Origin of the sequence: Dyadobacter sp., from assembly GCF_039919315.1 — a bacterium.
Classification (GTDB): Bacteria; Bacteroidota; Bacteroidia; order Cytophagales; family Spirosomataceae; genus Dyadobacter.
In genome coordinates this window covers 55,445-82,038 of sequence record NZ_JBDSFX010000023.1, presented here as the reverse complement: position 1 = coordinate 82,038, position 26,594 = coordinate 55,445, and the positions used below count along the sequence as shown (strand labels likewise).

General features: G+C 44.6%; 23 protein-coding genes. 12 read left to right on the top strand and 11 right to left on the bottom strand.

What is annotated here, in order from left to right:
* Positions 1 to 65: 65 nt before the first annotated feature.
* Complete coding sequence (locus ABIO93_RS06985) at positions 66 to 476, bottom strand: DoxX family protein (RefSeq protein ID WP_348065850.1); 411 nt, start codon at positions 474 to 476, stop codon at positions 66 to 68.
* A 212-nt stretch (positions 477 to 688) separates the two neighbouring features.
* Between ABIO93_RS06985 and ABIO93_RS06980 the strand changes: the two genes are divergently transcribed.
* The gene (locus ABIO93_RS06980) at positions 689 to 2,950 is read left to right on the top strand and encodes a TonB-dependent receptor (RefSeq protein ID WP_348065848.1); all 2,262 of its coding nucleotides are present in this window, start codon (positions 689 to 691) and stop codon (positions 2,948 to 2,950) included.
* A gap of 148 nt (positions 2,951 to 3,098) precedes the next feature.
* On the top strand, positions 3,099 to 3,407 hold the full coding sequence (locus tag ABIO93_RS06975) for an isoamylase early set domain-containing protein (protein ID WP_348065846.1): 309 nt from the start codon (positions 3,099 to 3,101) through the stop codon (positions 3,405 to 3,407).
* 159 nt (positions 3,408 to 3,566) lie between these two features.
* Here the strand turns inward: ABIO93_RS06975 and ABIO93_RS06970 are convergent, their stop codons facing one another.
* A complete protein-coding gene (locus tag ABIO93_RS06970; protein ID WP_348065844.1) occupies positions 3,567 to 4,487 on the bottom strand; it encodes a TIM barrel protein in 921 nt (306 codons plus the stop codon).
* Positions 4,488 to 4,819: 332 nt separating this feature from the next.
* On the opposite strand from ABIO93_RS06970, the gene ABIO93_RS06965 reads away from it, so the two are divergent.
* From ABIO93_RS06965 to ABIO93_RS06950, 4 genes are read left to right on the top strand one after another with little or no spacing between them, the layout of a single operon-like run.
* The gene (locus ABIO93_RS06965; RefSeq protein ID WP_348065842.1) at positions 4,820 to 5,710 is read left to right on the top strand and encodes a diiron oxygenase; all 891 of its coding nucleotides are present in this window, start codon (positions 4,820 to 4,822) and stop codon (positions 5,708 to 5,710) included.
* Positions 5,707 to 6,696, top strand: coding sequence for a ketoacyl-ACP synthase III (locus tag ABIO93_RS06960; RefSeq protein ID WP_348065840.1), 990 nt, complete (start codon positions 5,707 to 5,709; stop codon positions 6,694 to 6,696). Before ABIO93_RS06965 ends, ABIO93_RS06960 begins: the two co-directional genes overlap by 4 nt.
* 2 nt (positions 6,697 to 6,698) lie before the next feature.
* Entirely contained in the window at positions 6,699 to 8,228 is a 1,530-nt protein-coding gene (locus tag ABIO93_RS06955; RefSeq protein WP_348065838.1) for a class I adenylate-forming enzyme family protein, read from the top strand.
* Entirely contained in the window at positions 8,225 to 9,148 is a 924-nt protein-coding gene (locus tag ABIO93_RS06950) for an NAD(P)-dependent oxidoreductase (RefSeq protein ID WP_348065836.1), read from the top strand. Before ABIO93_RS06955 ends, ABIO93_RS06950 begins: the two co-directional genes overlap by 4 nt.
* Here ABIO93_RS06950 and ABIO93_RS06945 read toward each other — a convergent pair.
* From ABIO93_RS06945 to ABIO93_RS06930, 4 genes are all read right to left on the bottom strand, one after another.
* Complete coding sequence (locus ABIO93_RS06945; RefSeq protein ID WP_348065834.1) at positions 9,145 to 11,844, bottom strand: PVC-type heme-binding CxxCH protein; 2,700 nt, start codon at positions 11,842 to 11,844, stop codon at positions 9,145 to 9,147. The two genes, ABIO93_RS06950 and ABIO93_RS06945, sit on opposite strands and share 4 nt — an antisense overlap.
* A gap of 135 nt (positions 11,845 to 11,979) precedes the next feature.
* Positions 11,980 to 12,282 carry a type II toxin-antitoxin system RelE/ParE family toxin gene (locus tag ABIO93_RS06940; RefSeq protein WP_348065832.1) on the bottom strand — a complete coding sequence of 101 codons (303 nt, stop codon included), beginning with the start codon at positions 12,280 to 12,282 and terminating at the stop codon, positions 11,980 to 11,982.
* Positions 12,269 to 12,523 carry a hypothetical protein gene (locus ABIO93_RS06935; protein WP_348065830.1) on the bottom strand — a complete coding sequence of 85 codons (255 nt, stop codon included), beginning with the start codon at positions 12,521 to 12,523 and terminating at the stop codon, positions 12,269 to 12,271. The genes ABIO93_RS06940 and ABIO93_RS06935 overlap by 14 nt, the downstream gene beginning before the upstream one ends.
* Before the next feature lie 121 nt (positions 12,524 to 12,644).
* Entirely contained in the window at positions 12,645 to 15,728 is a 3,084-nt protein-coding gene (locus tag ABIO93_RS06930; RefSeq protein WP_348065828.1) for a PVC-type heme-binding CxxCH protein, read from the bottom strand.
* Positions 15,729 to 15,849: 121 nt separating this feature from the next.
* On the opposite strand from ABIO93_RS06930, the gene ABIO93_RS06925 reads away from it, so the two are divergent.
* The 5 genes from ABIO93_RS06925 to ABIO93_RS06905 all read left to right on the top strand — a co-directional run bounded on the left by ABIO93_RS06925 (position 15,850) and on the right by ABIO93_RS06905 (position 22,692).
* Positions 15,850 to 16,437 carry a hypothetical protein gene (locus ABIO93_RS06925; RefSeq protein WP_348065826.1) on the top strand — a complete coding sequence of 196 codons (588 nt, stop codon included), beginning with the start codon at positions 15,850 to 15,852 and terminating at the stop codon, positions 16,435 to 16,437.
* 139 nt (positions 16,438 to 16,576) lie between these two features.
* Positions 16,577 to 19,168 carry an XrtN system VIT domain-containing protein gene (locus tag ABIO93_RS06920; protein ID WP_348065824.1) on the top strand — a complete coding sequence of 864 codons (2,592 nt, stop codon included), beginning with the start codon at positions 16,577 to 16,579 and terminating at the stop codon, positions 19,166 to 19,168.
* Complete coding sequence (gene xrtN, locus ABIO93_RS06915; RefSeq protein ID WP_348065822.1) at positions 19,155 to 20,459, top strand: exosortase N; 1,305 nt, start codon at positions 19,155 to 19,157, stop codon at positions 20,457 to 20,459. The genes ABIO93_RS06920 and xrtN overlap by 14 nt, the downstream gene beginning before the upstream one ends.
* A 46-nt stretch (positions 20,460 to 20,505) precedes the next feature.
* Positions 20,506 to 21,435: an alpha/beta hydrolase gene (locus tag ABIO93_RS06910; RefSeq protein WP_348065820.1), complete on the top strand. Its 930-nt coding sequence runs from the start codon at positions 20,506 to 20,508 to the stop codon at positions 21,433 to 21,435.
* A 66-nt stretch (positions 21,436 to 21,501) separates the two neighbouring features.
* Complete coding sequence (locus tag ABIO93_RS06905) at positions 21,502 to 22,692, top strand: glycosyltransferase family 87 protein (protein ID WP_348065818.1); 1,191 nt, start codon at positions 21,502 to 21,504, stop codon at positions 22,690 to 22,692.
* Positions 22,693 to 22,749: 57 nt separating this feature from the next.
* Here the strand turns inward: ABIO93_RS06905 and ABIO93_RS06900 are convergent, their stop codons facing one another.
* Positions 22,750 to 23,154 (bottom strand): hypothetical protein, encoded by a 405-nt coding sequence (locus tag ABIO93_RS06900; RefSeq protein WP_348065816.1) that lies wholly within the window; start codon positions 23,152 to 23,154, stop codon positions 22,750 to 22,752.
* 233 nt (positions 23,155 to 23,387) lie between these two features.
* On the opposite strand from ABIO93_RS06900, the gene ABIO93_RS06895 reads away from it, so the two are divergent.
* Positions 23,388 to 23,633, top strand: a complete 246-nt coding sequence (locus ABIO93_RS06895) for a hypothetical protein (protein ID WP_348065814.1) — start codon at positions 23,388 to 23,390, stop codon at positions 23,631 to 23,633.
* 146 nt (positions 23,634 to 23,779) lie between these two features.
* Here ABIO93_RS06895 and moaA read toward each other — a convergent pair whose 3' ends face one another.
* From moaA to ABIO93_RS06875, 4 genes are all read right to left on the bottom strand, one after another.
* Entirely contained in the window at positions 23,780 to 24,772 is a 993-nt protein-coding gene (gene moaA, locus ABIO93_RS06890; RefSeq protein WP_348065812.1) for a GTP 3',8-cyclase MoaA, read from the bottom strand.
* Between the two features lie 30 nt (positions 24,773 to 24,802).
* Positions 24,803 to 25,711 (bottom strand): bifunctional molybdenum cofactor biosynthesis protein MoaC/MoaB, encoded by a 909-nt coding sequence (gene moaCB, locus ABIO93_RS06885; RefSeq protein ID WP_348065810.1) that lies wholly within the window; start codon positions 25,709 to 25,711, stop codon positions 24,803 to 24,805.
* Between the two features lie 112 nt (positions 25,712 to 25,823).
* Complete coding sequence (locus tag ABIO93_RS06880) at positions 25,824 to 26,273, bottom strand: molybdenum cofactor biosynthesis protein MoaE (protein WP_348065808.1); 450 nt, start codon at positions 26,271 to 26,273, stop codon at positions 25,824 to 25,826.
* Between the two features lie 36 nt (positions 26,274 to 26,309).
* Positions 26,310 to 26,549, bottom strand: a complete 240-nt coding sequence (locus tag ABIO93_RS06875; protein WP_348065806.1) for a MoaD/ThiS family protein — start codon at positions 26,547 to 26,549, stop codon at positions 26,310 to 26,312.
* Positions 26,550 to 26,594 lie beyond the last annotated feature (45 nt).

The window sequence follows — 26,594 nt, the reverse complement described above, 5'->3', positions numbered from 1 at the left end:
AGGTGATTAAATGCTCAGCCCGACAATTCCTAACGATGTCTACCTTTTTGATACAAGCGCATTTCCTATCTAAACAAACTACTATCAACCGAAAACCGCCCCGGCCCCGTCAGTAGCAAAGTCACATATACGATTAGAAATGTTAATGCGTGTTCCTTGTCATCAAATGTGTCACCGGAGTGGACAACGAGCAGCACTACCAGCATCGTGAAGATCAGCGGCAGCAGCGCCGCCCGGCTTACCAGGCCCAGAATGAGCAAAATGGAACAACCAAATTCAGCAAAAACGGTCAGGATCAGTGAAAGCTCCTCTCCCAGCCCGATAGGATCCGCAAAAGAATGATCCCCGCCCAGAAATCCTGAAAGTTTCGCATACCCGTGCCTAAGCATCATCAGGGACATCCCTACTCGTAAGATCAATACGGCCCAGTCCGCAGATGCCGGAAGCTTTGTGGGTTTGAGAAATTTCTTTAACATAATGAATGGGTTAGCGTGAATGATCAGCACTTATCATGCTCGTAAAGTCTCCGTTACTTCTTAGTTATAACAAGTAACTATGCTGACTCTGTATATAGTTTCATCCATTTTTTAGTTGCAGCAAAATTATACACTTTTATTTATCAGATTTTATTTTTAGGTTTGTCTAAATTAATATTGAGATAAAAGTAAAATAATAATTCGGACGTTATATGAAGCTACTCATACTTTTGTTTTTCAGTACATTATGTTTGGATGCCGCCGCCCAGTTTACCCTTTCTGGTAAAATCACATTGGAAGGGCAGGCTGAATCTGCATTTGGTGCTGCTGTTTATATCAATGAACTAAAAATCGGCACTACTGCCGATACGATCGGAAATTATCACATTGCCGGCATACCCAAAGGCAGCTACACATTAAAGGTGAGCTACATCTCCCTGCCGACGGTCACAGAGAAAAACGTTCGCATTGAGCAGAACCTTACAAGGGATTTCATCATGAAATCGGGCGCCAATTCGCTGGACGAGGTGGTTGTTACAGGCACCATGAAGGAAGTATCCAAACTGGACAGCCCGGTGCCCGTTGATATCATCACTGCCAAATTCATCTATAAAAACCCGGTTCCGAGCATTTTTGAAGGACTGAGTTATGTGAATGGTGTAAGGCCACAGCTGAATTGCAACGTTTGCAGCACCGGCGACATTCACATTAACGGTCTGGAAGGGCCGTACACGATGGTACTGATCGACGGAATGCCGATGGTGAGCGGGCTTTCTACTGTTTATGGGCTTTCTGGCATCCCTAACAGTCTCATTGAAAGAGTGGAAATCGTTAAAGGACCTGCATCTACGTTATACGGATCCGAGGCGGTTGGCGGACTGATCAACATCATTACTAAAAATCCATCCAAAGCGCCGGTTTTTTCGGCGGATGCATTCAGTACTTCCTGGCGGGATTACAACATTGATCTCGGCGTGAAATTTACCCCCGGAGAAAGAACCAGCTCATTACTGGGCATTAGCTATTTCAACTACCAGAATCCGATCGATAATAACAAAGACGGATTTACAGACCTGACATTGCAAAACCGTATTTCTGTTTTTAACAAATGGTCATTTAACCTGAAAAATAACCGCACGGCGAACGTTGCTGCCCGGTACTATTACGAAGACCGTTGGGGTGGAGATATGAGGTGGAACAGGTCATACCGCGGCGGAGATCAGATTTATGGTGAAAGCATTTACACCAAGCGGTTTGAGATCCTGGGAAATTACCAGCTGCCGGTTTCGGAAAAGATGACATTACAATACTCTTTCAGCTCGCACAATCAGAATTCGGCATACGGTCATGTTCCATTTAATGCGGACCAGAAAATCTTTTTTGCGCAATTGCTTTGGGACAAAGAGATAGGCAATCATAATCTGCTGTTTGGATCACCATTCCGTTACACTTTTTACAATGACAACACGACGGCTACCAAGAATCTGGATGGACAGGATCATCCTGATAAGATTTTCCTGCCCGGTTTTTTTGTTCAGGACGAAATCAAAGCGGGAGCACATTCTGTGTTGCTGGGAGCCCGATACGACTATAATAGCCGCCATGGGAGCATTTTCACACCCAGGGTAGCCTACAAATACAAATTTAACCAGACGGATGTGGTAAGGCTGAATATCGGCCGCGGGTTCAGGATTGTCAACCTGTTCACCGAAGATCACGCTGCATTAACCGGATCGCGGCAGGTGGTATTGAAAGAGGCGCTTAATCCTGAGCAGAGCTGGAATGCCAATGTCAATTTTGTAAAAAAGATCGTGACGGGCAACTCGTTCATCGGCTTCGATGCTTCTGTATTTTACACATATTTTACCAACCGCATCCTGCCTGACTACGATACCAACCCGAACCAGATCATTTATGATAATCTGGACGGTTATGCCGTGTCAAAAGGAGTTAGTCTCAATCTGGACTTTAACTTCCCTTTTCCTTTAAAGATCATTGCCGGTGGTACTTACATGGAAAATTATCAGAAAGAGAACGGTGTGCGTTTCAGACCGGTACTGACCGAAAAATTCACAGGAGTATGGGCGATATCTTATGAGATCCAGAAGGCTGGTATTTCCTTTGATTACACGGGCAACATTTACGGCCCGATGCGGTTACCAATTCTGAGCGAGGATGATCCGCGGGCGAGCAATTCACCGGTCTGGTCATTGCAAAATATTCAAATTACAAAGAAATTTGATAACGGACTGGAAATATACGGCGGGGTCAAAAACCTGCTCAACTTCACTCCTCCGGCCAATTCTATTGCCCGAGCGAATGATCCATTTGATAAAAACGTGAAGTTTGACGACCGCGGACAGGTGATCGCAACACCCGACAACCCGTACCGGCTGACATTCGATCCGTCATACGTTTTCGCACCGAACCAAGGTATCAGAGGCTTTCTCGGAATGCGCTATACGCTTAGATAAATCGCGCTGATTTGTATTAAAAAATGTCGCCTGAAATGTTATTATATGATTATTCAAAGACGAAAAATGTATATAATATTGATATTCATTGATTTGAATAATTTTTGATTGTATATTTGTGCCATCAACTTTTTAACACTACTTGATCATGGCATTAACGAAACAATTTGTAAAGAGTAAATCTATCTACAAAGTAACATTTACAGTACCTGCAGAAGCAGCGGCGGAAGCTAAAACAGTGGCTCTTGTTGGCGAATTCAATGGCTGGAATCCAGAAGAAGCAATCGCATTGAAAAAGCAAAAAGACGGTTCTTTCAAAGCGATCCTTGAACTTGGCGCTGGCGAGTACCAATTCCGTTACATCCTGAATGATGAGAAATGGGAAAACGACTGGGAAGCTGATAAGTATGTGCCTGCGGGTGTAGCTGCGACTGAGAATTCAGTAGTAGTATTGTAAGAAACTTCGGCCGTCGGCTTTCGGCTGTCAATTTTAAGCATTGGCTTTAACCTGCCACAAACAACAAAACCGGGATGTAGTCACCTACATCCCGGTTTTGTTTTATAACGCTAAGTTCAAATCAAAAGCCGATAGCTGACGGCCGAAAACCGACGGCCATCAAATTGCAAAATTGTCACTCTCCACATACGCCTTAATCAGCGCTTGTTCGCCTTCTTTGCCCTGCTGCGAGTTACCGTGCTCCATTCCCATAATAAAGGACTTGTTCTCTTTCTTGCTGCGGTCGTAAATGTATTTGAAAATGTTCTTGTAATTGATCTCGCCGGTAGTAGGTTCTTTCCGGCCTGGCTCATCGCCGATCTGGAAGTAATCAATTTCACTCCATGTTCTGTCAATGTTATAGATTAGGCGGCCTTCGTTTTTCTGCATGTGGTAAATGTCGTACAGGATCTTGCACGATTTGCTGTTTACCCCTCTGCAAATTTCGTACGTCTGGTCAGAAGTACGCAGGAACAGGTTTGGAGAATCGCTTAACGGTTCCAAAACCATGACTAATCCGTGCGGTTCCAAAATTTCGGCTCCGCGGCGCAATGCATCGATTACGTGGCCAGTTTGCACGCCGATCGGCAGATTTCTTTCAAAATCGCCCGGTACTACTGTCATCCATTTTGCATTCACGCGCTTGGCGACTTCCACTGCCTTTTTACATCCATTAAGGAAGATGTCGATATATTCTTGTTTTCCAGCTGCTAATGTATTGGCGCCATTACCTCCTTTATCTACCACAAAAACGCCCATCTGCATTCCCAGCCGGGTCATTTCCTTTGCAATGGCTTCTTGCTGCTCCACCGGGCGGCCCATCATTCCATTATCTTCAATGGCCATAAAACCATTATCAGCCATGAATTTGAGCTGATCGATCACATCTTTTCCGGCACTATTCTGGAACATACCAAAATGTGACGCATATTTGAGCTTGAAATTGTTTTTAGCTAATGGTGCTGTTGCGAAAGCTTCTCCTGATGCGATCGCTGCGCCAGCCAAACCAAGTGAAGATTTTACAAAATTTCTGCGGAGCATATTTCTTTACGTTTTGTTTAAATTGTAAAGATGCACGCCGAATAAATATACCCCAAAATCACGCAGGAAACTTAAAATAACGTGAATTCGGGAATGACCAGCGCTTACTCAACGCAACGGGTCAAATGAAAGAAGCTCACTTTTCTCATGTTGATTTCTTCTGCCAAAAATAAAAATGTCGGTAGGAAAGATTAAGGTCTATTCTTTCATGGGCCATAAAATCTTGTCTTACGACAACACCAATCTATGTCGAAGGACAAGATCTAAATCTCAAACATATCGTTCCTTTGTAGTCCTACTCGGTAGATATTAACACACTTAACTACAATAAAATGGATTCTACAAAATTTGAGGTTCATGTTGAACGCATGATTCAGCTTAGCAAAGAAAAACCTCTATTGCCGGAAACGTATATCCCGTGGGACGACGAGCCAGATTCAGACACGTTGTTTATGCCTGAAAAACTGGTTTCACTGGAAGGGCACGAATTATGGGCTACGCTTTCGAAAACACAGCAAATTGAAATAGGCAGGCTGGAAGTGGTGCAGGTAATGTATTCGTATGCATGGTCCGAAACGCTTGCCTGTTATTTTTTTAACCGTCATCTCTTAACCTTAAATCCGGATTCTGTAGAGTACCGTTTTTTGATCCGGGAAATTATCGAGGAATTCAGGCACCAGGAAATGTTCGGCATGGCGATCCGCAAACTCGATAGAAAGCCGATCATGCCAACACGGCTGCATCATTTTTTCGGAAATTTCACAGTAAAATGGCTCCCGTCATCATTGGTATTTATGTCTGTATTGTCCGTTGAATTAATGGCTGACATTTATGCAAAACATATCAGAAAGGACGAAAAGGTATATTCCGTGATGCGGAAATCGTCTGAACTTCACCACATTGAGGAAGGCAGACATATTTTTTACACGGAGACCTGGCTAAAAAAGTTTACCAACAATGCCGGGTTTTTCAAAGCCACCTCGTATAGCATCATTGTCATGCTGAATGTATACTTCATGCGCACACTTTATGTACAAAAGAAATTTTTTGAGCAGATAGGAGTTAGCGATCCCGATTTATATTATCAGGAAGCTTTAAAGAACTACAATATTAAATTTGTGGAACATGCACTTGGAGCGACTGTTGCGTTTGTAAAGAGTTTTAATGGCTTTAACTGGCTGACAAAACCTTTATGGAACTGGGCCTTAAATGTGAAGCCATGAAAAAGGCGTCAATAAAATATGTATCGGCCTATTTACCTGAGAATGTTGTATATAACCAGCAAATTGAGGATAAGATCAAATTTGATGGCAAAGGCATAGATCACGGTTTTCTGGAAAAGCTTTTTGGGAGCCACAGCCGAAGGATTGCGTCGGACGATATGCAGGTGAGTGACCTGGCATGTAATGCAGCCAGGTCGGTCATTACCGCAAACAAAGACACTGTAATTGACCTTTTAATTTTTGCCGCAGCCTCTGCTGATTTGATTGAGCCTGCCACAGCTAACATCGTTCAAGCCAAACTTGGACTCACCTGCCCTGTGATGGACATCAAAAATGCTTGCAACAGTTTCGTTTCTGCGGTGCAGGTTTCGTCTGCGTTTATTGAATCAGGTATGTATGAAAATATCCTTATTGTTTGCGGAGAAAAACTGGGTGAAGTTGTCAATTACTCTCCGCTGAATAGTGAGGATTTAAGAAAAAGTATCTCCGGGTATAGTTTGGGTGATGCCGGGGCTGCCATGCTGCTGGGTAAAAGCGGTAGTGAAATTGTTTATCAAAAATTCAGGTCCTGGGGTGAGTACTGGCAGCTTTGCACCGTGGCAGGTGGGGGTTCCATGGCTTATCGAGACTACGATAAATATTATTTTCAAAGTGATTCCAGAGGTTTACAAAGAATATTCCAAGATGAGGGGCCGAAATTTGTGAATGAATGTTTGAATGAAGCCGGTTGGAGGCGTGATGATATAAATTGCGTGGTATCTCATCAGATTTCATCGACCACCACCGATCAGATCGCCAGATACAGCGGCATTCCGGTGTCCAGGTTTGTGAACACATTTGGTAAATATGGAAACACGGCGGCTGCAACCATTCCACTTGCCTTACATGAAGCTATTGAGACGGGAAAATTGGCAAAGGGAGATCAATTAATGCTTTTGGGTCTAGGAGCGGGAGTAAGTATGTCAGTACAGTTAGTGGAATGGTAAACATGGCGCATTATACCAACTATTTCGTCGAGGCTTTGCGAAATCGGGTTGCTTCAGACATCATACTGTATGAAGGAAGCAAGTCGATCACGGCTGGATATTTGCTCAATTCTGCTTATTCGCTTGCATCTGCACTACATGACAGCGGAGTAAACAAAGGTGATAGAGTGGTGATGGCGGTAAAGCCGGGGATTGAGTTTTTGCAAGTCATGTATGCCAACATGATGGTGGGAACTATCATTTCAATCATAGATCCTGAAATGGGACGTGAAAATTATTTACAAAAATTAAAACAATTTGCTCCGGATCACGCCTTTGTTGATAGTAAACTTATCCTGTTGAATGAGCATCCGCTGCTCAAATTTGCAGTGTTAAGATTGAATAAAACGGTTCCATCTTTTCCGAGAATTCAAAACTGCCAGCTATTTACAACAGGCTCCTGGCTGCCATTGTTTCAAAAACACAGGAAGGTTGCCCGGTTGATCAAAAGGCAAGCCCCCACCCTGAATTTTACGCCTATTGAGGAAAATAGTGATTTCTTAATCACATATACAAGTGGAACATTAAGCGAGCCAAAGGGTGTCGTTCACCATTATTCAGGCTTGTCTAACAGCATAAAACATTTGACAAAATTACTTCTTGACAACAAGGACGAAGTTTTGGCGACACATTTACCTCACTATGCACTTTTAGGAATTAATGCCGGGATTAAAGTTTATCTGTGGGAAAATGGTATGGATCCCGCTTCCAAGGTTCGCTTTATCCTAGAACGGAATATCACCACTTTATTTGGCCCACCCAGCGACTTTGTACCCATTATCAATTATCTGAATCGAAAGGCAGCCGAATTCCCTGATTGTGTTAGAAATATTTATTTAGGCTCGGCACCGATATATAATTCATTTCTGTCGAGACTCGTGCCGCTATCTAATACTTTGAAAATTACCTGCATGTATGGTATGACCGAGAGTTTGCTGGTTACCATCCAGGACGGACGTGAAAAATTGGCATACACGACACAGGGCGATCTGGTAGGAAAACCGTTTACAAACGTTGCGCTATCCATAGCCGATGACGGTGAAATTTGTATCCACTCGGATCAGATTTACTCGCATTACTGGCAGATGGAGAAGACTCAGAATCTTCATTTTACGGGCGATATAGGCAAAATCGATGATCTTGGACGGCTTATCCTTTTGGGCCGAAAAAAAGACATGATCATACGGGGCAATTTTAATATTTACCCCGGTCTTTACGAGCCCACCATACATCAAATCGACGGGGTTAAAGAGGCCGTGATGGTCGGGATTTATAACGATGAAAAGGCGGATGAAGAAATTGTGCTTGTTATCGATGGCGAAGAGAAACTAACCGCGCAGAATGTCATGAAGCAGCTGACAGCAGGCAAATATTCCATTGATAAGGAAGCACTGCCGGACAAGATCATTTTGAGGCCCATACCGCATTCAGGCAGACAGGCAAAAATAGATCGAAAGCAGCTTGTGGAACAATTGACAGCTGAAAATCGATGAAGATACTTGTTACAGGAGCATCAGGGTTTATTGGAGGTCATCTTGTTGAATTGCTTGCCGCTGACGATAGTAACGACATTCTGGCCACTGGAAGATCGTTTACCAATAAATTCGATCCATATCCTAATGTTACTTACTTTCAACAGGATTTGAGCGTATCGGTTCCCGATCAAAGTTGTGATGTTTGTGTTCACTGCGCAGGCTTAGCCGATGACAAGGCTTCCCGGGAAGAATTTAATAATCATAATGTAAAAGCCACGAAGAATCTTTTACGCGCTGTTCGCCACTGTAAAGTACTGATATTCATATCGTCGGCGTCCGTTTATGATTTTGCCGACGGGACATTGAAATTTGAACAGGATGCTCAGATGAATAAACACATCTCCTTGTATGGGCAGAGCAAGTTGTTGGCGGAAGAAGTGGTCCGTACATGCGGGATCAGTTCTATTTACATTTTAAGGCCCAGAGCTGTTTACGGGCGCGGTGATAGGGTGTTGCTACCAAAAATCCTTGCATTAATTAGAAACAATCAAATGATTTTGCCAGCCAAGCTCAGTTCGAAAGCCAGCATGACGCATATAGGAAATCTCGCAGAACTCGTGGTGAAATGTTTGGCACAGTCGAGCCCCGGAGTAGATGTTTTCAATGTAGCTGACAAAACCACCTATAACTTAAAAACCGTATTGGGTGAGATTTTAAAGCGAAAATCGGGGAGAATGAAGTTTATTTTCATACCAATGCCAGTCGTTGCGTTTTTTGTAAATGTTAGATCGTACCTGGGTATTAGAGGAAAGATAAGCAAGCAGGCGCTCAAATATATTACAGAGGATTCAGTGATCAGTGTAGAAAAAGCTGAAAAATTACTAGGCTATATCGGCCAACACGAGTTTTACGTCAGTATCGATCAGTTAGATATCTAGTTTCCTCTGCGTTTTCTCCGCTTTTCCTTTTTGCTTTTGGGCTCCTCGGATATTTCTGTTGCCTTAATTTCTTCCTTAGGTTTGGGAAAATAAGGAGCAAGCTGGACTTTGATTTCTTCCCTGAAAGCATTCTTCACGCCTTCCAATGCAGCCACTTTTACTTCTCCGTCAAGACGATTATCAAGGAGCAATTTAACAACTGCTTCTTCCCCCGGCCAGCTCGCGCCCAGGTATTTCGCAGCATTTCTTCGAACAGTCGTCGATTCACCGTCACTCAAAGCAGTAGAACGCAGCAGATAAACCGATTCGGCACTTCCTACTGTTTGAATAGAAGCCAGCAATGCAGATTTTCTTGCATCATTCATTCCTGCCAGCTTCTGGGTAACATAGGAAATTCCGGCCTGTTCGAGTAGCAAAGCGCCCGCGTCGCGGCCTAGTACCTCGTCCGACTTGTCCAATGCCAGTTTGAGGAGCCGGTCATTTTCCGTTTCCAGCTCATATCTGGTCATCAGGTCAATGTAATGCTCGGTACCGTAAGTTTCGTCCAGCAATTTGTTCAATGCGGTACGGCCCTGCTGGGAATTGGTCACAAATGATTTATCCAAATGCAGCAAAGCCAGTTTACTGACTTCAATACGGTCGGAAGAATTCACCGTCATCACATTCAGCAAAGCTTGGGATTTCTCGTAACCGGCATGAAAAAAGTCAAAAGCCCGGAAGTAACGCAGCCTGCTTTTGAAACTGACCGACGTATCGGCGGCCAGTTCGGTCAGGTAGGGAATAGCCTTTCTGGTACGCGCCAGCCATATAATGTCTTTTCCGGAATCAGTCCCACCAGGTCGTGCGCCTGCTCTTTCCAGCCAGGCAGGGAATATCCGCTCCCATTGGTCGAAAGCGCCAATACTCAATGCTTCCACGGACCAGCGGTCATTGCCTTTGTATTGTTTCGCAAGCTGCAGCCATACATCCAGCGCCTCATACGTGTGGTTATGGTTGATCGCCAGCGCACATTCACGCCTTACCTGCGGGTCCGGATCGGCGGTTAGCCGCTTAATGTATTCAGTAGGATCGCTATTTCTCTGGCGCACGGCCCGCAGTGCTGTGATCCTTATATTCGGGTTCAGTTCTCTGAATGCAATGTCGAGGTTACGGTAATTAAAACCTTCAATACGGTTTAAAACCCACAAAGCCCTTGCTTTTAATTTCGGGTTCGCATTGTACTGCCTGAAAAGTTCTTCCAGAAATGGTTCAGCTTCCCAGCCATGCTTTACGCAAGCATTCCAAGCCAGGTAACGCTGTGACAAATTTGGACTTTGAAGCGCCTTCACAGCCTGTTCGGGTATACTCAGGTCAAAAACTGGAATTTTATAAGGAGTACCAGGAGGAGCGATGCGAAACAATCTGCCTCTGCTCTTATCCTTCATTTTATTAGAACCTATTACGGGATCATACCAGTCGGACACGATCAGCGAACCATCGGGCGCCACGCAAACGTCCGTCGGACGGAACCATTTGTCCCTGCTTCCTTCTATCAAAGGAATAATACCAGTTGATTTATACCCAGCCCCATCACTCTGCACCGGGAATGCGCTTACATAGTTTTGTCCGGCATCGGCAAGTAATATCTGGTCCCAATACCGGCGCGGAAGCAGTTCCCCTTCATATATTGTCATGCCCATCGGGAAACCGGATCCTGTTTCCAAAAGGTCGGGTACTACGCCCGGGTCATTCTGATGCCAGTGCCTGCGCGGAATTTCATCTTCCAGGTTGGTCCGGTTGAGGCGCCAGCTGGCTCCGGTCATTTCATCAATGTATCCAAAATTGCCATTTTCCATCACATAGGAAACCCTGTCCCCACCATTCCCAGGCTCTTCCTGATCAGATTGCCACATGGTACCATAGCTGTCAACTGCCACTTCAAATCCATTCCGGAAGTTTTCAGCCATGATCTCCACTTTGGTAAAATCCTGCTCACACCTAAAAACGACTCCTTGCTTGAACTGCCTGAAATCAATGGGCCGCTCATATTTGTCTAGCAAAGGCCTGTCCTGTCCATCGACCAGCTGCCTGCCTGCATTACCGAAATTGAAGTAAAATTTGCCGTCGGGACCGAAGACAAATGCATGTATACCGGCATCACTTTGAGTACCTCCTATTCCTTTGAACAAAACTTCCTTGGTATCAGCCTTATCATCACCATTAGTATCCGTAAAGAGCCAAACGTACGGACTTTGCGAAACCACAGCCTTGTTCCCCATTACCCAAATACCCAGTGGCGCATTGATTTCGGGGCCCTGGTAGAATACCTTGGTAACATCCGCTTTTCCATCCCCGTCTTTGTCTTCCAGAATCAGGATACGGTCGCCCATTCCCAGCTCCGACTTTCCATTCACGGCAGGTCGATAATTGTAAGCCTCACACACCCATACCCTCCCGCGATGGTCGACATCAATGTTGATCGGATTGATCACATTCGGCTCAGAAGCGAATAAATTTGCTTCCAGCCCGTCCGCTACTTTCAGGCCAGCCACAGCATTTCTGGAAAACCGTCTCTCAGGTTCAGAAAGCGCAGCATAGGCACTGTCAGGATTGGTAACTATTAATGTATCAGCAAGTTGACAAAAACCGTAGAAATGGAGAAAAACAGTATTTACGGCAACAAGTAACGCAGATCTCTTAAAATTGAATTGTTTCAAAACAAACTTTGATGATGCAGACTATTCAAAAAACGTCTAAAAATACCTTTTGTTTCCTGAATAACGAAAAGAAGCTAAGCAGGTTTTGGAATAAAGTTTGAAATTGTGACCGCTGGAGAGTTACTGTGAACTTATCTACTGAGGATATTTCAACGGATCGAGTCTGTTGTCAAAAATGGATAGTAGCGTAATCGTTTCAGCATTCTCAACGAAAAATATCGATGTTTGAGCGGACGCTACGCATCGCCGTATTTCATTTTGTCTGATAAAAATCGGGAATTGAAGGGGGTGATTTTTTATGCGGTCGATTTGAAAATCAATCACGCTTAGAACGCGCAGCGCGATTTTCTCACCCCATTTATAGAATAAATATTCTGTCAGTACCTCGTAATCAAGAATAGCGCGTTCAGTCCATTGCAGCGTCTTACTGTCCGGCATACTTCACGCGCATTTCCGAGATTTTGTCATTCAAACGTGACTTTGCGTCTTCGTGGCTATAAACCCGGCCATTTTCCAGATCATTTAGCCCTTCTTGTATTCCATAAATTGCAGCATCGGAGAGACTTTCAAAAACATGCTCTTTCTCGTCAAAACTGAATTTCAAACCCAGTTCTGTCAAAACCTTCCTTAGAATGGACAGGTCTTTTTCTTCCTCGACTTCTACTCTAAGTGTGATCATAATTTAAATTTAATAAAATACAGTTACCTATTCAACCTCCGGGCCGATTGTTTAAATCATAGACGCCGAAACATTGAATAGGTAACAACATTTATCAAATTATTTTTTTCGCACGGCGAGATTATTTCTTCTTCAAATTACTCAAATAATCAACCAAACTAACCAGCTCCTCAGTACTCATAGCATCCTGCAAGCCAGCCGGCATCATCGAATCTTTCATTTGTTTGATGGATTTCACCTGGGACATTTTGTACTCCTGTGTGGAGCCGCCCGGGAATTTCAGAATCAGGTCTGTTTCGGTTTTGCTTGCCACAATTCCGGAAACGGTTGAGCCGTCTTTCAAGGTCACTTCAAAACCTTCGTAGCCAAAACCAATACCCGCACTCGGCTCAAAAATAGCCGCATACTGCGCTTCCTTTGGCAATTTGCTTCCGATTTCAGAAAGCTTTGGCCCGAAATCCATCCCTTCGCCATTCACCTGGTGGCAAACCGAGCAGTAGGATGTGAAAATCTGCTTTCCTTTCGCAGCATCACCTTTCATTCCAATCAATACGTTCACTTCGGGATGTTTGCTAGTTGTCGCAGTGGCACCTTCCAGATATTTGGCAGCCTCCATTTTCACTGATTTCCTCCAAGCTCCGCTCAATCCCTGTACAGCCGCCGTTTTCAGATCGCCGGTGAGTTTACCATCTTTCAATAAAATAAGCACCTGATCTTCACCGCTCATGGTACCTCCCAATGACTTCGCCGCCACCGTACGCAAGCCGATCGGATAGTCAGTATCCAGCGCAACCGTTTTCAGGATTTCCAGCGACTCTTTGCTCCCTACTCCTTTCAATGCAGTCAGTATGCCTTCGCTTTTTACGGGATCTTTGCTTTTGATGATAGCCTTCACCAATTCCCCACCACCTTGTTTCATCAATTGTGTAGCCGCAGCAGAACCATTTCTGGTCGAAGCCTGATTAATCGACATATCCAGCAACCGCTCATTTTCAGAGGTCAGTTCGTATTTCGAGACCAGTTCAAGATACACAGGCGTGCCGAATGAGGAATCCAGCAGCTTTTTAAGCGCCGCTAATGCCTCCGGATTTTGCTTCACAAATCCAGGATCCAAATGCCGCAACGCCAGTTCATTCACTTTTGCCTGATCCGCGGCGGTTCCTTTCATGATTTTCAATAGTGCCATTGACTTTTCATTCGCTGCTGTATTGAAATCAAAAGCACGGAAATAGCGCAGACGGCTTTTCAGATCAACGTTAGGATCGCCGGCCAGTGTAGCCAGCAATGTCACAGACTCTTTGCCACGCGAACGCCAAACAATGTCTTTTCCAGCTTGGGTACTTACCGGGTTCGAGCCCGCTTTTGCCAGCCACGCTTTGAAAAAAGTATCCCACTGCCCGTCCGCACCAATTCCTAATGCTTCCAGGTACCAGCGGTCCTTCCCGTCATATTGCTTCGCCAGCTCTGCCCACAACGCAGGTGCCTCGGCTGATTTGCTGTGATGTAGGATCAATGCACATTCTCTGCGAACCTGCGGCTCTGCATCTTTCACTAATAATTTGATATAACTCGTGATATCAACTTCCTTCAATTCACTGGCAGCCCGCAATGCAGCTATGCGCATATCAGGATTAGTATCTTTTATGGCAATATCAATGGTTTTTTTGCTAGTAGCAGGCCATTTGCTCAGCAGCCACAAGGCGCGGGCACGCATTCTATAATTTGCTTTTTTATCATTAAATAACTTTTCAACAGTTGGTACCGCCTGCGCTCCCATCTTACTCAACGCAGTCCACGCAAGGTAACGCACCGAAACATTAGGGCTTTGCAATGCTTCAACCGCACCGGCTGGCGTTGTAAGATCAGCCTTCGGGTTGCGATAAGGAGAATTCGATGGCGCGATGCGATACAAACGGCCACGATTCTGATCACCAGCCTGGTGGCCTCCCACGCCCGGATCATACCAGTCGGACACGATCAATGAACCATCAGGCGCTACGCACACGTCCGAAGGCCTGAACCATTGGTCTCTTTTGCCATCTACTACATTCACAATTTTGGCTGAATATCCTGCTCCCGCTTTTTGCACAGGATAAGACCGTACTACATTGTGTCCTGGCTCGCAATGGATCATTTGATCCCAAAACTCCTTGGGCAGAAGTCTTCCCTCGTACACCACCATACCAGTAGGCGAGCCTGAACCGGTTTGCAATAAGTTCGGTACCACGCCCGGGTCATTCAAATGCCAGTGGCGGTATGGAATGGAATCTTCGATATTGGTACGGTTTGCACGCCAGCCCGCGCCGGTCAATTCGTCGGTGTAGCCGTAGTTGCCATACTGCATCACATAATTAATCCTTACGCCTTTGTTACCGTCATCATCATTGTCCGACTGCCACATGGTTCCGTAGCTGTCAACCGCTACCTCATAGTTATTTCTGAAATTGTTACCTAACACCTCAATGTTCTTAAAATCAGGATCGCAGCGAAAAACCATTCCTTGCTTCAATTTTTTGAAATCAATCGGCTGACCATCTTTTCCTAGAACCGGATTCCCTTTTCCATCGAGCAAATGTCCACCCTCGTTTCCAAAATTGAAATACAGCTTACCGTCAGGCCCAAATGTGAATGCGTGCATGCCGTGATCATGCTGCTCGCCGCCTACTCCTTCAAAAAGGATTTCTTTTTTATCTGCTTTCAAATCACCATCCTCATCCGTGAAAAGCCACACATACGGACTCTGGGAAACAAGTACTTTGTTGCCCATTACCCAAATTCCGAGCGGCGCATTGATTTCCTTGCCTTGATAAAAAACAGTTGTTTTGTCCGATTTACCATCACCGTCATTGTCTTCCAGGATCAGAATCCGGTCGCCCTCGTTCTTGGTAGGGTTACCATTGATCGCGGGACGATAATTATATGCTTCACACACCCAAACTCTCCCCAAATGATCCACATCAATGTTGGTAGGGTTGGTAATGTTAGGCTCCGAGGCGAACAGTGTTGCTTCCAGACCGTCGGCAACAGATAATCCCGCAACCGCATACTTGGGCGACCGCTTTTGAGCGTCTGTCAGGTCCTTATAAAGGCTGTCCAGCGTTGAACTGTGGAATGTACTCGGGTTGGAACGCTGGTATGAAGCGACCATCAAGCCTGCCAATAAGCAACCTGTGGGAAAGAGGAGTAGCGATTTTCTTAGGTTCATAGTGAATTATTGAAATTTTTCCAGAAATTAAGTAAATATTCACTTCTGGTCTAAACGTGTCAATTTTACAATAAAAATTTTAACTTACGGTATAAGAGTTCACAGATAAACATTTACTATTATGAAGATGACTTTTTTTTGCCTGATAGCCCTGAGTTTCACGCTGGAAGTGTCGGCGCAAAATATTCCGTCGGCTGATGTCCAAATCAAGACGGCTGTACTTGCCGCACCGTCTGAAAAACAGGCCGGTGCCAAAGTTTATGGGTACGCTACTGACGGCTCATTTACCATTATCAGAAACGGCACCAACGATTTTGTTTGCCTCGCCGACGATCCAAAAAAAGAAGATATCAGCGTTTCCTGTTATCAAAGCGACCTGGATGCCTTTATGGAACGTGGACGGGTTTTAAGTAAGGAGGGTAAAAATGCAAAGGCCATTTTCGATACCCGTGAGAAAGAAGTCAAAGACGGAACGCTGTTAATGCCGAAGCAACCCTCCACATTATATGTCCTATCCGGATCGAAAGACAACTACGACAATGCTACCGGCGCACTAAAAAACAGCTATCTGCGCTACGTGATCTACATTCCTTTCGCTACCGCCGAAAGTACCGGATTAGCTCTCAAACCCGACATGCCTGGTATGCCGTGGATCATGGACCCGGGAACGCACCGCGCGCACATCATGATCAATCCTGCCAAGCCGTAATCAACCATTCAATCATCATTTCCTGACGGCTGATCATTAAGTACTCCCCTTCAAAATAATTAGGAGCATAATCGTAGGAATATTGGGTTTTGAAATTTTACTTTGTAATTCAAAGTACTTTTAAAACTAGAAAGAATCTATGAAAACAATGCTCCAATCGTCTGAGGCAGATTACGCTGCGAATGATCATTCAACCAATAACACGGGCATTCCAACGGAATCGCGAAAGCCATTCGCGATGGAGACCGATTACCTGATAGGCCTGATCTGCCTTTCCCTGAGCTTCGGCATTTTCGTATTCGCCAAACAATCTGCTGATTCTCCCGCCCTGCTATTCGAGTCTTCTTTTCTGTTTTCCTACGTCATAGCGGTATTCTACACGATCAGAATGTCTACCAAAGGTGAAACCTGGTTCTCTTTCTGGAAAACGAAGAACCAAATTTATCAGCCGCATCGCCTGCTGCTTTGGCTTATCTGGTTGGTCAGCTGCTTTTCATTTAATACTGCATTTCCTGTTTTCCACGAATCGGCAGCATGGCTGTCTATCGCTATAATGATTTCAGCAGGAGTCTGCATTGCTTTCACCTGGGAAGAATCGCTTACCCTATTTTTCAGGAAACTGCTATTCCTTTTGCTTGGATCGTCGTCAGTTTTGTGGGCATACTATGCGATTTATCTGTCGTGGCTGTATCCTGCAAGCATTATTGGCCTTGTATTTTTTGGTCTGTCGATCCATAGCTTTATCCCATTCATGTTGTGCATCACGCATTTCAGGATTTTGTCCCGAAGGTGGAAAACGTACAAAATACCCATAATGGCCGGGATTTTGCTGCCTGTCTTATTCGTGATTGGCTACGTTGTGCAATGGAACCTGATCAGCAAAAAAATTCAGTCTCTTACCAATTCCATTGCCACCCAAGACAGTGACGACCTTCCCGCCTGGATTGAAATAGGGAAGCAAATGGATGACGACTGGATAACAAAACAGGTGATGATGGACTATCTCGCCTATCAAACACCACGTAGCGATTTCGATTTTCTCCCTCGCACACTCAACCTGGGTAATACGGTAAGGCACGATCCACTGGTACTGATCGCTTCATTATTTACTAAGAAACCTGATCTGAGTCAATCAGACAGAATTAAGTTGCTCGAAGTTTTGAATGATGCCCGACATTACACGCAGGAAAGATTATGGTCGGGGAACAATCTCAGTACTGAAAATGTGGTCACGCAAATTCGCATCTATCCGGATTTTCGCACTGCTTATACCGAAAAAACACTTAGTATCGCAAACCATAGCCTATCAAGTTGGCAAGAAGAAGCAATATATACTTTTTATTTGCCAGAGGGCTCCGTCGTCAGCTCGCTTTCGCTTTGGATCAATGATAAGGAAGAGAAAGGATATCTGACTACTCAGACCAAGGCGGATTCTGCCTACAAAACCATTGTCGGAGTCGAAAGTCGCGACCCGTCCGTCATTCACTGGCAGGAAGGTAATACCGTAAAAGTGAAAGTGTTCCCCTGCATCGCACGGGAGAGGAGAAAATTCAAGATTGGCATTACCTCCCCGCTACAATTGAATGGTAACCGGTTGACCTACGAGAACATTTACTTCAAAGGACCGCCCAGCGACGATGCCTCGGAAGGTATCCGGCTGGATTTTACCAAAAATGTGAGCGGGCTGAAAATTCCATTTGAAATGGAGGAGTCGGGAGCGAATCAATTGGTCCTGAACAGAACATACATTCCATCGTGGAACCTGAGCTTTGATGCCATTCCGCTTTCGGATAAAGGATTTGTTTTTAATTCCAAAACATACCAGATCAAGCCATTCAAAGAAATTCCAGAATCGTTTTCTGCCAAGAAAATTTACCTGGACATTAACAAAGCCTGGACGAAAAATGAATTTGATTCGGTGTATGCTTTGGTGAAAAACAAGGCTGTTTTTGTGTATGATGATGGGATGATCCAACTATCCAGTCAGAACAAAGATGCTATTTTCGCCAGGCTTTCGTCCTGGAACTATTCCCTGTTCCCCGTTCATGCCGTGCGCCATCAAAGCGACGCATTACTGATCACAAAAGAGACGCATATCTCGCCAAATGTGAAGGATTTACAGGAAACCCAGTTTGGTCGTGCACTTAGAAATGATACGCTGGCAAATCCATTGAGAACATTCAACATTGGAAACGAATTATCGCCCTATTTCAAAACCCTTCATGAGTTACGAATCGTCCGTTGCGAAAAGGCAGATTTGAGGCAAATCATTGAAATGCTAGCGAAGAACCAGTTCCCAATAGATCAGGAAAAAGGCGCTTCCAAGAACCTGGTACGAATTGACAATGCAAAAATGACGATCTCTGAAAGTGAAGATAGCGTATCCATTGGCGCACCGGACCACATTGCGCGGCTATATGCCTACAATCACATGATGCAGCAGATTGGCACAAAATACCTCAGCAAAGATTATCTGAAAGACTCCGCTGCCACTTCCGGTCTGATCACAGAGGCCGAACAAGCCAACATCGTCACGCCCATTTCCAGCCTGATCGTGTTAGAAACTGCGCAAGATTACACACGTTTTGACATTCAAAAAAGCAAAAACAGCCTTGATAATGCAACATTGAAGAATTCCGGAGCGGTACCTGAACCTCACGAATGGGCATTGATCATCATTTTTGCATTGTTGGTTTCCTACTATACTTTCCGCAGCTATGCTCGCTGGTAAAAAAGAGTGGCTACTGTACTTCATCGGATATGCAGCCTTGATTATCAGCTTATTAGCAAATGGTTACCTGATCGCAGACTCCACATTTCTGATCGGTACCGGTTTATTGGCTTTTATCATCTGTATGTTGCCGGCCAGGGGGAAAAGTCTGCGATTGTTACTGGTAGTAATGCTATTTTTTATCGGCAGTTTCTTTATTCAAGAACTCACATTCAGGTATTTGACATTATTGTTTGCGATTCTTTTCACCATTGAAAGTCTGTACAGCAAAACGAGCCCACTGATTTTTTGGATACTGATCATTATATCACCTTTGTTCAAATATTTGTCCGAAGTATTCACATTTCCCATCCGTCTCCAACTCAGCGAATGGGCCGGAAAGCTGCTACAAATCGCGAATTTTCCTGTGACTGTTACCGGCAATGTAATTCAGGTCAATGGCACAGATTTCCGCGTCGATCCGGCTTGCATGGGTCTGCAAATGACCGGATTTTCGTTGCTGGCAGGCATTTTCCTGCTGGTTCATTACCAGCGATCAAGCCGGAAAGAACTGCCATTGTTGATGAATACATTACTGATGATCCTGGTCTTTGGTCTCAACATTTTGAGCAATCTGATGCGGATCATCATGTTGGTCATTTTCAAAATTGCACCCGAAAATCCCATTCACGATATCGTGGGAGTACTTTGCCTGTTGCTATATGTATGGATACCGGTTTCGCTCCTGGCCAGATATTTGTTTAAACGGTATGGCCGGTTGGTTAGCGAGCGGCCAATAGTGGTTTTTCGCTGGAAATCAATGATATCGGTTCTGAATTGCATGATTTTACTTGGCTGTGGCTACCTTATTTTTCAGGAGAAAAAGATCAATATCAGTTCCGCGAAAAACCCGATAATCAGTCCAGCCGGTGAATACAATTCCAGTGTTCTTCGAAATGGCATCATCCGATTCCGAAACGACAGCGCGCTCATTTATGTGAAACCTATTCCCGCTTTCTATTCCACCGATCACAGCCCGGTTACCTGCTGGAAAGGCTCTGGTTACGAATTCACCAATATCCGTGAGGAAAATTTCGCAGGTCGGCGCATTTACTTTGGAACTCTAAAAAAAGGAACTGACATTTTGCATACAGCTTGGTGGTTTTCCAATAATCACCACACAACCATCAGCCAGATCGACTGGCGATGGAAAGTCATCCGCGGAGAACCTGGCTTTCAACTAGTTAATGTCACTGCTGGTGATCAAAAGGATTTAAAACAGGCCATCATCGAATGGATGCCCCGTATTTGAGGGTAAATTGCATCTCAAAGCGTCTTATTGATGAAAAACACAATCAATGAGAAAAATATCGGCAGCCCTTATCGCTTTGAGCCTTTCCGCATTATCCTATCAATCCATGGCACAAACCGAAGTCATTAACCTTTGGCCAGACGGCAAAATACCTAATTTCAAAACCAGTTCGGTCGAAGAAAAATCGGTTACCGATGCCAGCGGAATTTTGCGCATCAGCGGGGTTACCGTCCCGACGATCGCTGCCTACATTGCCCCAAAAGAAACCGCTACCGGCGCAGCTGTCATGATTTGCCCCGGCGGAGGCTACGGAATTCTGGCTGCTTCGCATGAAGGAAGTGATTTTGCCAAATGGTTCAATGATCGTGGCATTTCAGCATTTGTATTGAAGTACCGGCTGCCGAATGAAAAAGCAATGACGCACCAGCATGAAGTTCCTCTGTTGGACGCCATGCAGGGAATGAAGCTGATTCGTCAAAACGCCACCAAATGGAACATTGACCTCAATAAAATCGGCGTAATGGGTTTTTCCGCGGGAGGACATCTCGCGGCAACATTGTCGACGCATTACAATATGGGGGAAAAGGCCTCAAAGGACGCAAAGCCAGACTTTTCCATTTTGCTCTACCCGGTTATTTCTCTTCAGCCAAGTATCGCTCACGGTGGCTCGCGTGATAATTTGTTAGGACCCGAAAAATCTGACGAGCTGATCAAGTACTACTCCAATGAATTGCAGGTCAGCGAACAGACACCGCCAGCGTTTTTAGTGCACGCTATGGACGACACCGGCGTTCCTGTTGAGAACAGCATTCAATATTACCTGGCTTTAAAAAACAAAAAAATACCTGCTGAAATGCACTTGTATCCCAAAGGCGGACATGGCTACGGTATGCGCACGGAAGGAAAAGGATCATTGGCCAACTGGCCCGCAGCGATGGAAGGATGGCTAAAATCTCTTGGGTATATGAAGAATTGAAATGAGGTGTGATTTTTATCTCTAAATTTGGACAGAATTTAAAATTGAAGGAGATAATCCCGCCTTATGACAGCAATAAACCGCTTTTTGACTAATCAGAGGTCCATACTAATTGTATTTATTGGTGTTGCCATTTTTGCCAGCCTGCAATCCTATTTCAGTGATCTCAAAACCTTTCTCGAAGGCGGAAGGCTTTATACTACCTACAACAACTACATCATTTTCAAGCAGTCCTTCTTCCATTTGATTCATGGACAGGATTTATATTCGCTGTTTGAGGAAGAGCAGTGGGATCTGTTTAAGTATAGCCCCACGTTCGCGCTGCTATTCGGTTTGCTAGCCGTACTTCCCGACGTGCTGGGCCTTTCGTTGTGGAACATTCTGAATGTTACCGTACTTTTCTTTTCGGTTTATTATTTGCCTAAAATTGATATCCGTACCAAAGGATTGATACTCGTTTTCATGCTGGTAGAACTCCTTACCTCGGTTCAAAACGAGCAAAGCAATGCATTGATCGCCGGATTGCTACTTTTTACCTTCGGCTTTTTAGAGCGGGGCAAGTACTGGATGGCATCATTCTGCCTGGTTTCCACGATCTACATTAAGCTGTTCGGCATTGTCGGCCTCGCGCTGTACCTTCTATATCCCGATAAATTCAAACTCACTTACACGACTGCATTTTGGGTCATCGTCTTCACCATTTTTCCGCTGCTGGTGGTGGATATGGATCAGTTTATATTTCTGTACAAAAGCTGGGGCCATATGCTCGCCAATGATCATTCCATTTCCGACGGGCTGTCGGTGATTGGCTGGCTGAAAACCTGGTTTGGGTGGCAGGTCAATAAAACTTATGTGAGTGTAGCGGGTGCGGTGCTTTTTTGCATCCCACTATTAAGGATCAAATCATACGGTAATTTCCATTTCCGAATGCTTATACTCGCATCGATCCTGATCTGGGTGGTTATTTTCAATCACCGGGCTGAGTCGCCCACATTTATCATTGCGATCAGTGGCGTGGCGCTTTGGTATTATTCGCAATATCCTGAAAAGGGCAACTATTTTTTACTGGTACTAGCATTCGTGTTCACAGCATTGTCACCGACTGACGTTTTTCCACCATTTATACGAAATGAATGGATGAAACCTTATGTGATAAAGGCTGTACCCTGTATTTTGATCTGGGCAAAAATCACTTACGATCTGCTGGCGGTGAAGCTGCGGCCACGTCCCTCGCAAGAAGAATTGGCTAATCAATAAAAAGCGGCGTTACAGGAATGTTGCGGCTTCAAACCCGTAACGCACACTTTTAGAACCTTAATTCATCCCTACCAACGTACGTGCAGTTTCTCTGACATCATTGGTTTCCAGGTGAATGTTTTTTACGATTTTCTCCGAATCGTCAGAAATTTCCAGCGTGTAGTCACCGTCTTTGATCTCCTCGAAATTCAGTTTCCGGCCAAATTTGGTAAGGTATTTCGGCACAACTTCCTCGTGCATTACTTTTCCTTTTGCATCGAGCAGCTTGATTGAGACACGCTGCCCTTTTTGTTTTTCCATTAATACATTCATAGAAACGGTATTCCTGACGCGGTACATACCCACCCGAAAATTCTCGCAAGTGTTATTTTTACATTCTGCTTTGGCTTCGATGATTGGGTCTGCGATTACGGCGCTACTCACTAAGAAGAGTCCGAATGCGGCTGCAGCAATTGTTTTCATCACGTTTTTCATGGCTTATGAAGGTTACTTTGAGTAAAAATTTGAATGATTTTCACTAATGATGATACCTTCTACGGCCATGTTGCACGCATTACTTGAACGGCAGAAATTGATGTTGAATGGCGATAAGTATAAAATTAGGCCAAAATGGTTACGTTAATACGGATTGTTGTAGTACTCGAAAACTGAAATCTGACCTCGTTTGTTTAACTTTGGTAAAACGGTCAAGTTGAATGCAACATCAATCAGATACTCATATGTCGGTAACTTATCATATCAGGATTAAAAAGGATTATGCTGCTTCATTGATAGAAGATTTGCAAAAAATGGACGCCGTTGAACTGATTAAGGAGTCGGATGATGAAATTGTTCCAGCCTGGCAAAAAGAGGAGGTGAATCAGAGAATCAAAAAATATAGGGACCAACCTGATTTACTGATTGATGAAGATCCAGTGTTCAAAATGCTGGACGCAGAATAATGGCGTTTTACAAACTGAAATTTACGCCAGAGGCCGTCAGAGATATAAAATCTGCGTCAGACTAATCATCAGATACAAGTACACGCTGTCTTGTCCCAATATAGAGACCCTGAAAAATTTTAGATGGAGCAGGAATAATGGGCTGCTCAACCGCCAATAGCGATCATTTTGCGGTTTTGTTCGTATTCTGACTTCGCCTGTTTTTCTGTAAAATCAACGTGGCCACCGTGCGCGAAGTGTTTTTTGTGAAAATGGGAGTAAATAAGGCCCCTAACGTCCTGTCCCTGACGTAGCGGAGTAAGTAAATCCATTTCGGACGTATCAAAAAGGCAGTTTTTAAGCTTGCCATCCGCAGTAAGCCTGATCCGGTTGCATCCCGCACAGAACGGATGTGTTACCGTTCCAATAATCCCGAATGTACCGGCGCCACCGGTTACTTGAAACCGCTGAGCTGTATCATGCACCTCTCCCGTGAGCTTCTGGAAATCGAATTCAGAAGTAATGTCTGTGATCAGGTCAGCATAGGATACAATCTTTGACATATCCCACTGGTTACCATTGAAAGGCATGAATTCGATAAACCGAACATGCAAATTCGGCTGATCGAGCGTCAGTCTGACGAAGTCATTGACCTCATCATCATTCACGCCGCGCATCACTACCATGTTCAGTTTGACGACAAAATTTTCCGACAAAAGCAGCCGGATGTTATTCAGTGTTTTGGTAAAATGATCGCGTTTGGTAATGCTTTTGAAGCGTTCTTCTTTTAATGTATCCAGGCTGACATTCAAAGAGTCAACACCCGCTTCCTTCAAATCACCGATAAACTGATCAATAAAAACCGCATTGGTCGTCAATGTGAGCGACGCGGGTAATTTTCCCAGACTAGACACAATCTGCCCGACATCTTTCCTGATCAGTGGTTCGCCGCCAGTTAAACGTATCTTTTCTACACCCATTTCCACGAAAATTTCCGCAAGTGCCTGAATTTCATCAGCCTGCATCAGCCATTTGGATGGCATAAACTGCATATCTTCCTGCGGCATACAATAGGTACAACGCAGGTTGCACTTATCCGTCAGCGAAATGCGCAGATAGGTATGCTTACGGCCAAATGTATCTGTAATGGGTAGTGACATTTACTTATAACTAATTGATTACGATGCTCATTACTCGTGCCTGCTGCCTTCCAAAACGCTGAAAACGTGCAAAATATGTGGGAAAAGAGCATCTATATATTCCGTAACACCTCCGGTACTGCCAGGCATGGTCACCACCAGCGTATCGCCCACAAGGCCACCGACCGAGCGGGAAAGCATTGCAGTAGGGACACGTTCCTGGCCATATTGCCGTGCTGTTTCCGCAATTCCCGGAATTTCACGGTCCAAAAGCTCCGATACTGCTTCCGGTGTAACATCCCTGTGCGATAAACCGGTTCCGCCAGTGATCAAAATCAATTGATAATGAGCGGCACAAAGACTTTTAATCTTATCCTGAATAACTGTTTTATCGTCCGGAATGATGCTGTAATCCTGAATGCTGAGCTTCATAGCTTCCAGTTTTTCAATGGTTTTTTTACCGGATTTATCTTCACCAAGCCCTTTTGAGATACTATCGGAACAAACAATTACAGCCGTTTTCAGATTTTCAGGAATTGCTTTTCGATCACTTTTTCCTCCTTTTTTCTCCAATAACCTGATATTTCTGATCTCCACACCCTTATCAATGGGTTTCAGCATATCGTACATCGTGAGCGCTACCACGGATGCACCGTGCATGGCTTCTACCTCGACGCCGGTTTTATAAATCGTCTTGACAGTCAGTTCAATAAAAATACTCAATCCCTCAATGCGATATTGCACACCAGTATATTCGACAGGAATTGGATGACAATCAGGGAGAAGGTCCGGTGTTTTTTTGACCGCCAGAAAACCTGCTGCTTTGGCCATTTCGAACACATCACCTTTCGGTACTGCCCTATTTTCAATGGCTTGAATGGTCTCGGGTTTACTCACCTGTACAATAGCCTGCGCAGTTGCAATTCTCAGGGTATTAGTCTTGTATGTAATGTCAACCATTTATAATGAGTGGATGAGTGAATGAGTCGATGGTCAATGAGTCAATGAGTGAATTGCGATGGTCAATGGTCAACGGTCAAATTCTGACAGCCGACGGCCGTCAGCCGAAGTACTACTTATTCTCCTTCCACACGTACTCCCCGCCTTCCCCCACCAGCTCTTTGCCGAAGATTGGGACATTTGCCTTTATCTCTTCCACAATGTATTCGGATGCCTCAAAAGCAGCGCGGCGATGGGGCGAGGAAACAAACACGAAAAGGCTAATTTCTCCTGTCGGAACTACGCCTAGACTGTGGTAAATGTGCATGCAGCTGAGTTCAAATTTCGCAAATGCCGCCTCTCTGATCTCGTGAAACAATTGTTCGGCCATTTCTTCATAAGCGGTATATTCGATGCCGCTCACCAATCCCGTTTCCTTTTTATCTGCTCTGATCTGTCCCAGAAAAATAGCATGTGCGCCAATGTTCGTTTTGGACTGGTGACTGGCAATGGATTTTGAAACAAAATCCGGGCTGATCGGTCCCTGAACAAACACTTTTTTGGGCTTATGTACCTTCTCCATCAAACTGACATTTAAATGATAATTGGTTGAAATCGATCAACCGCCTGCAAAAGGCGGCAGCAATGCGATTTCTGATTGTGCATCAATAGGAACAAAATCCTCCGAAATCTTCTGATTTACCGCTACTTTAAATTTTTTTTCGCGCATAGCCGGATATTTATCCAATAGCTGGTTCCGGAATCCTCCGACTGTAAGCTGGCTATCTCCTACCCAGACCTCCTCGGCTAACCCTGTAATTTCGGCCAGCATTCCATAGTACATCACATGAAGGCTCATTTGTAGCAATTTAATTTAATGGTCATTTCGATAACAATGAATCTC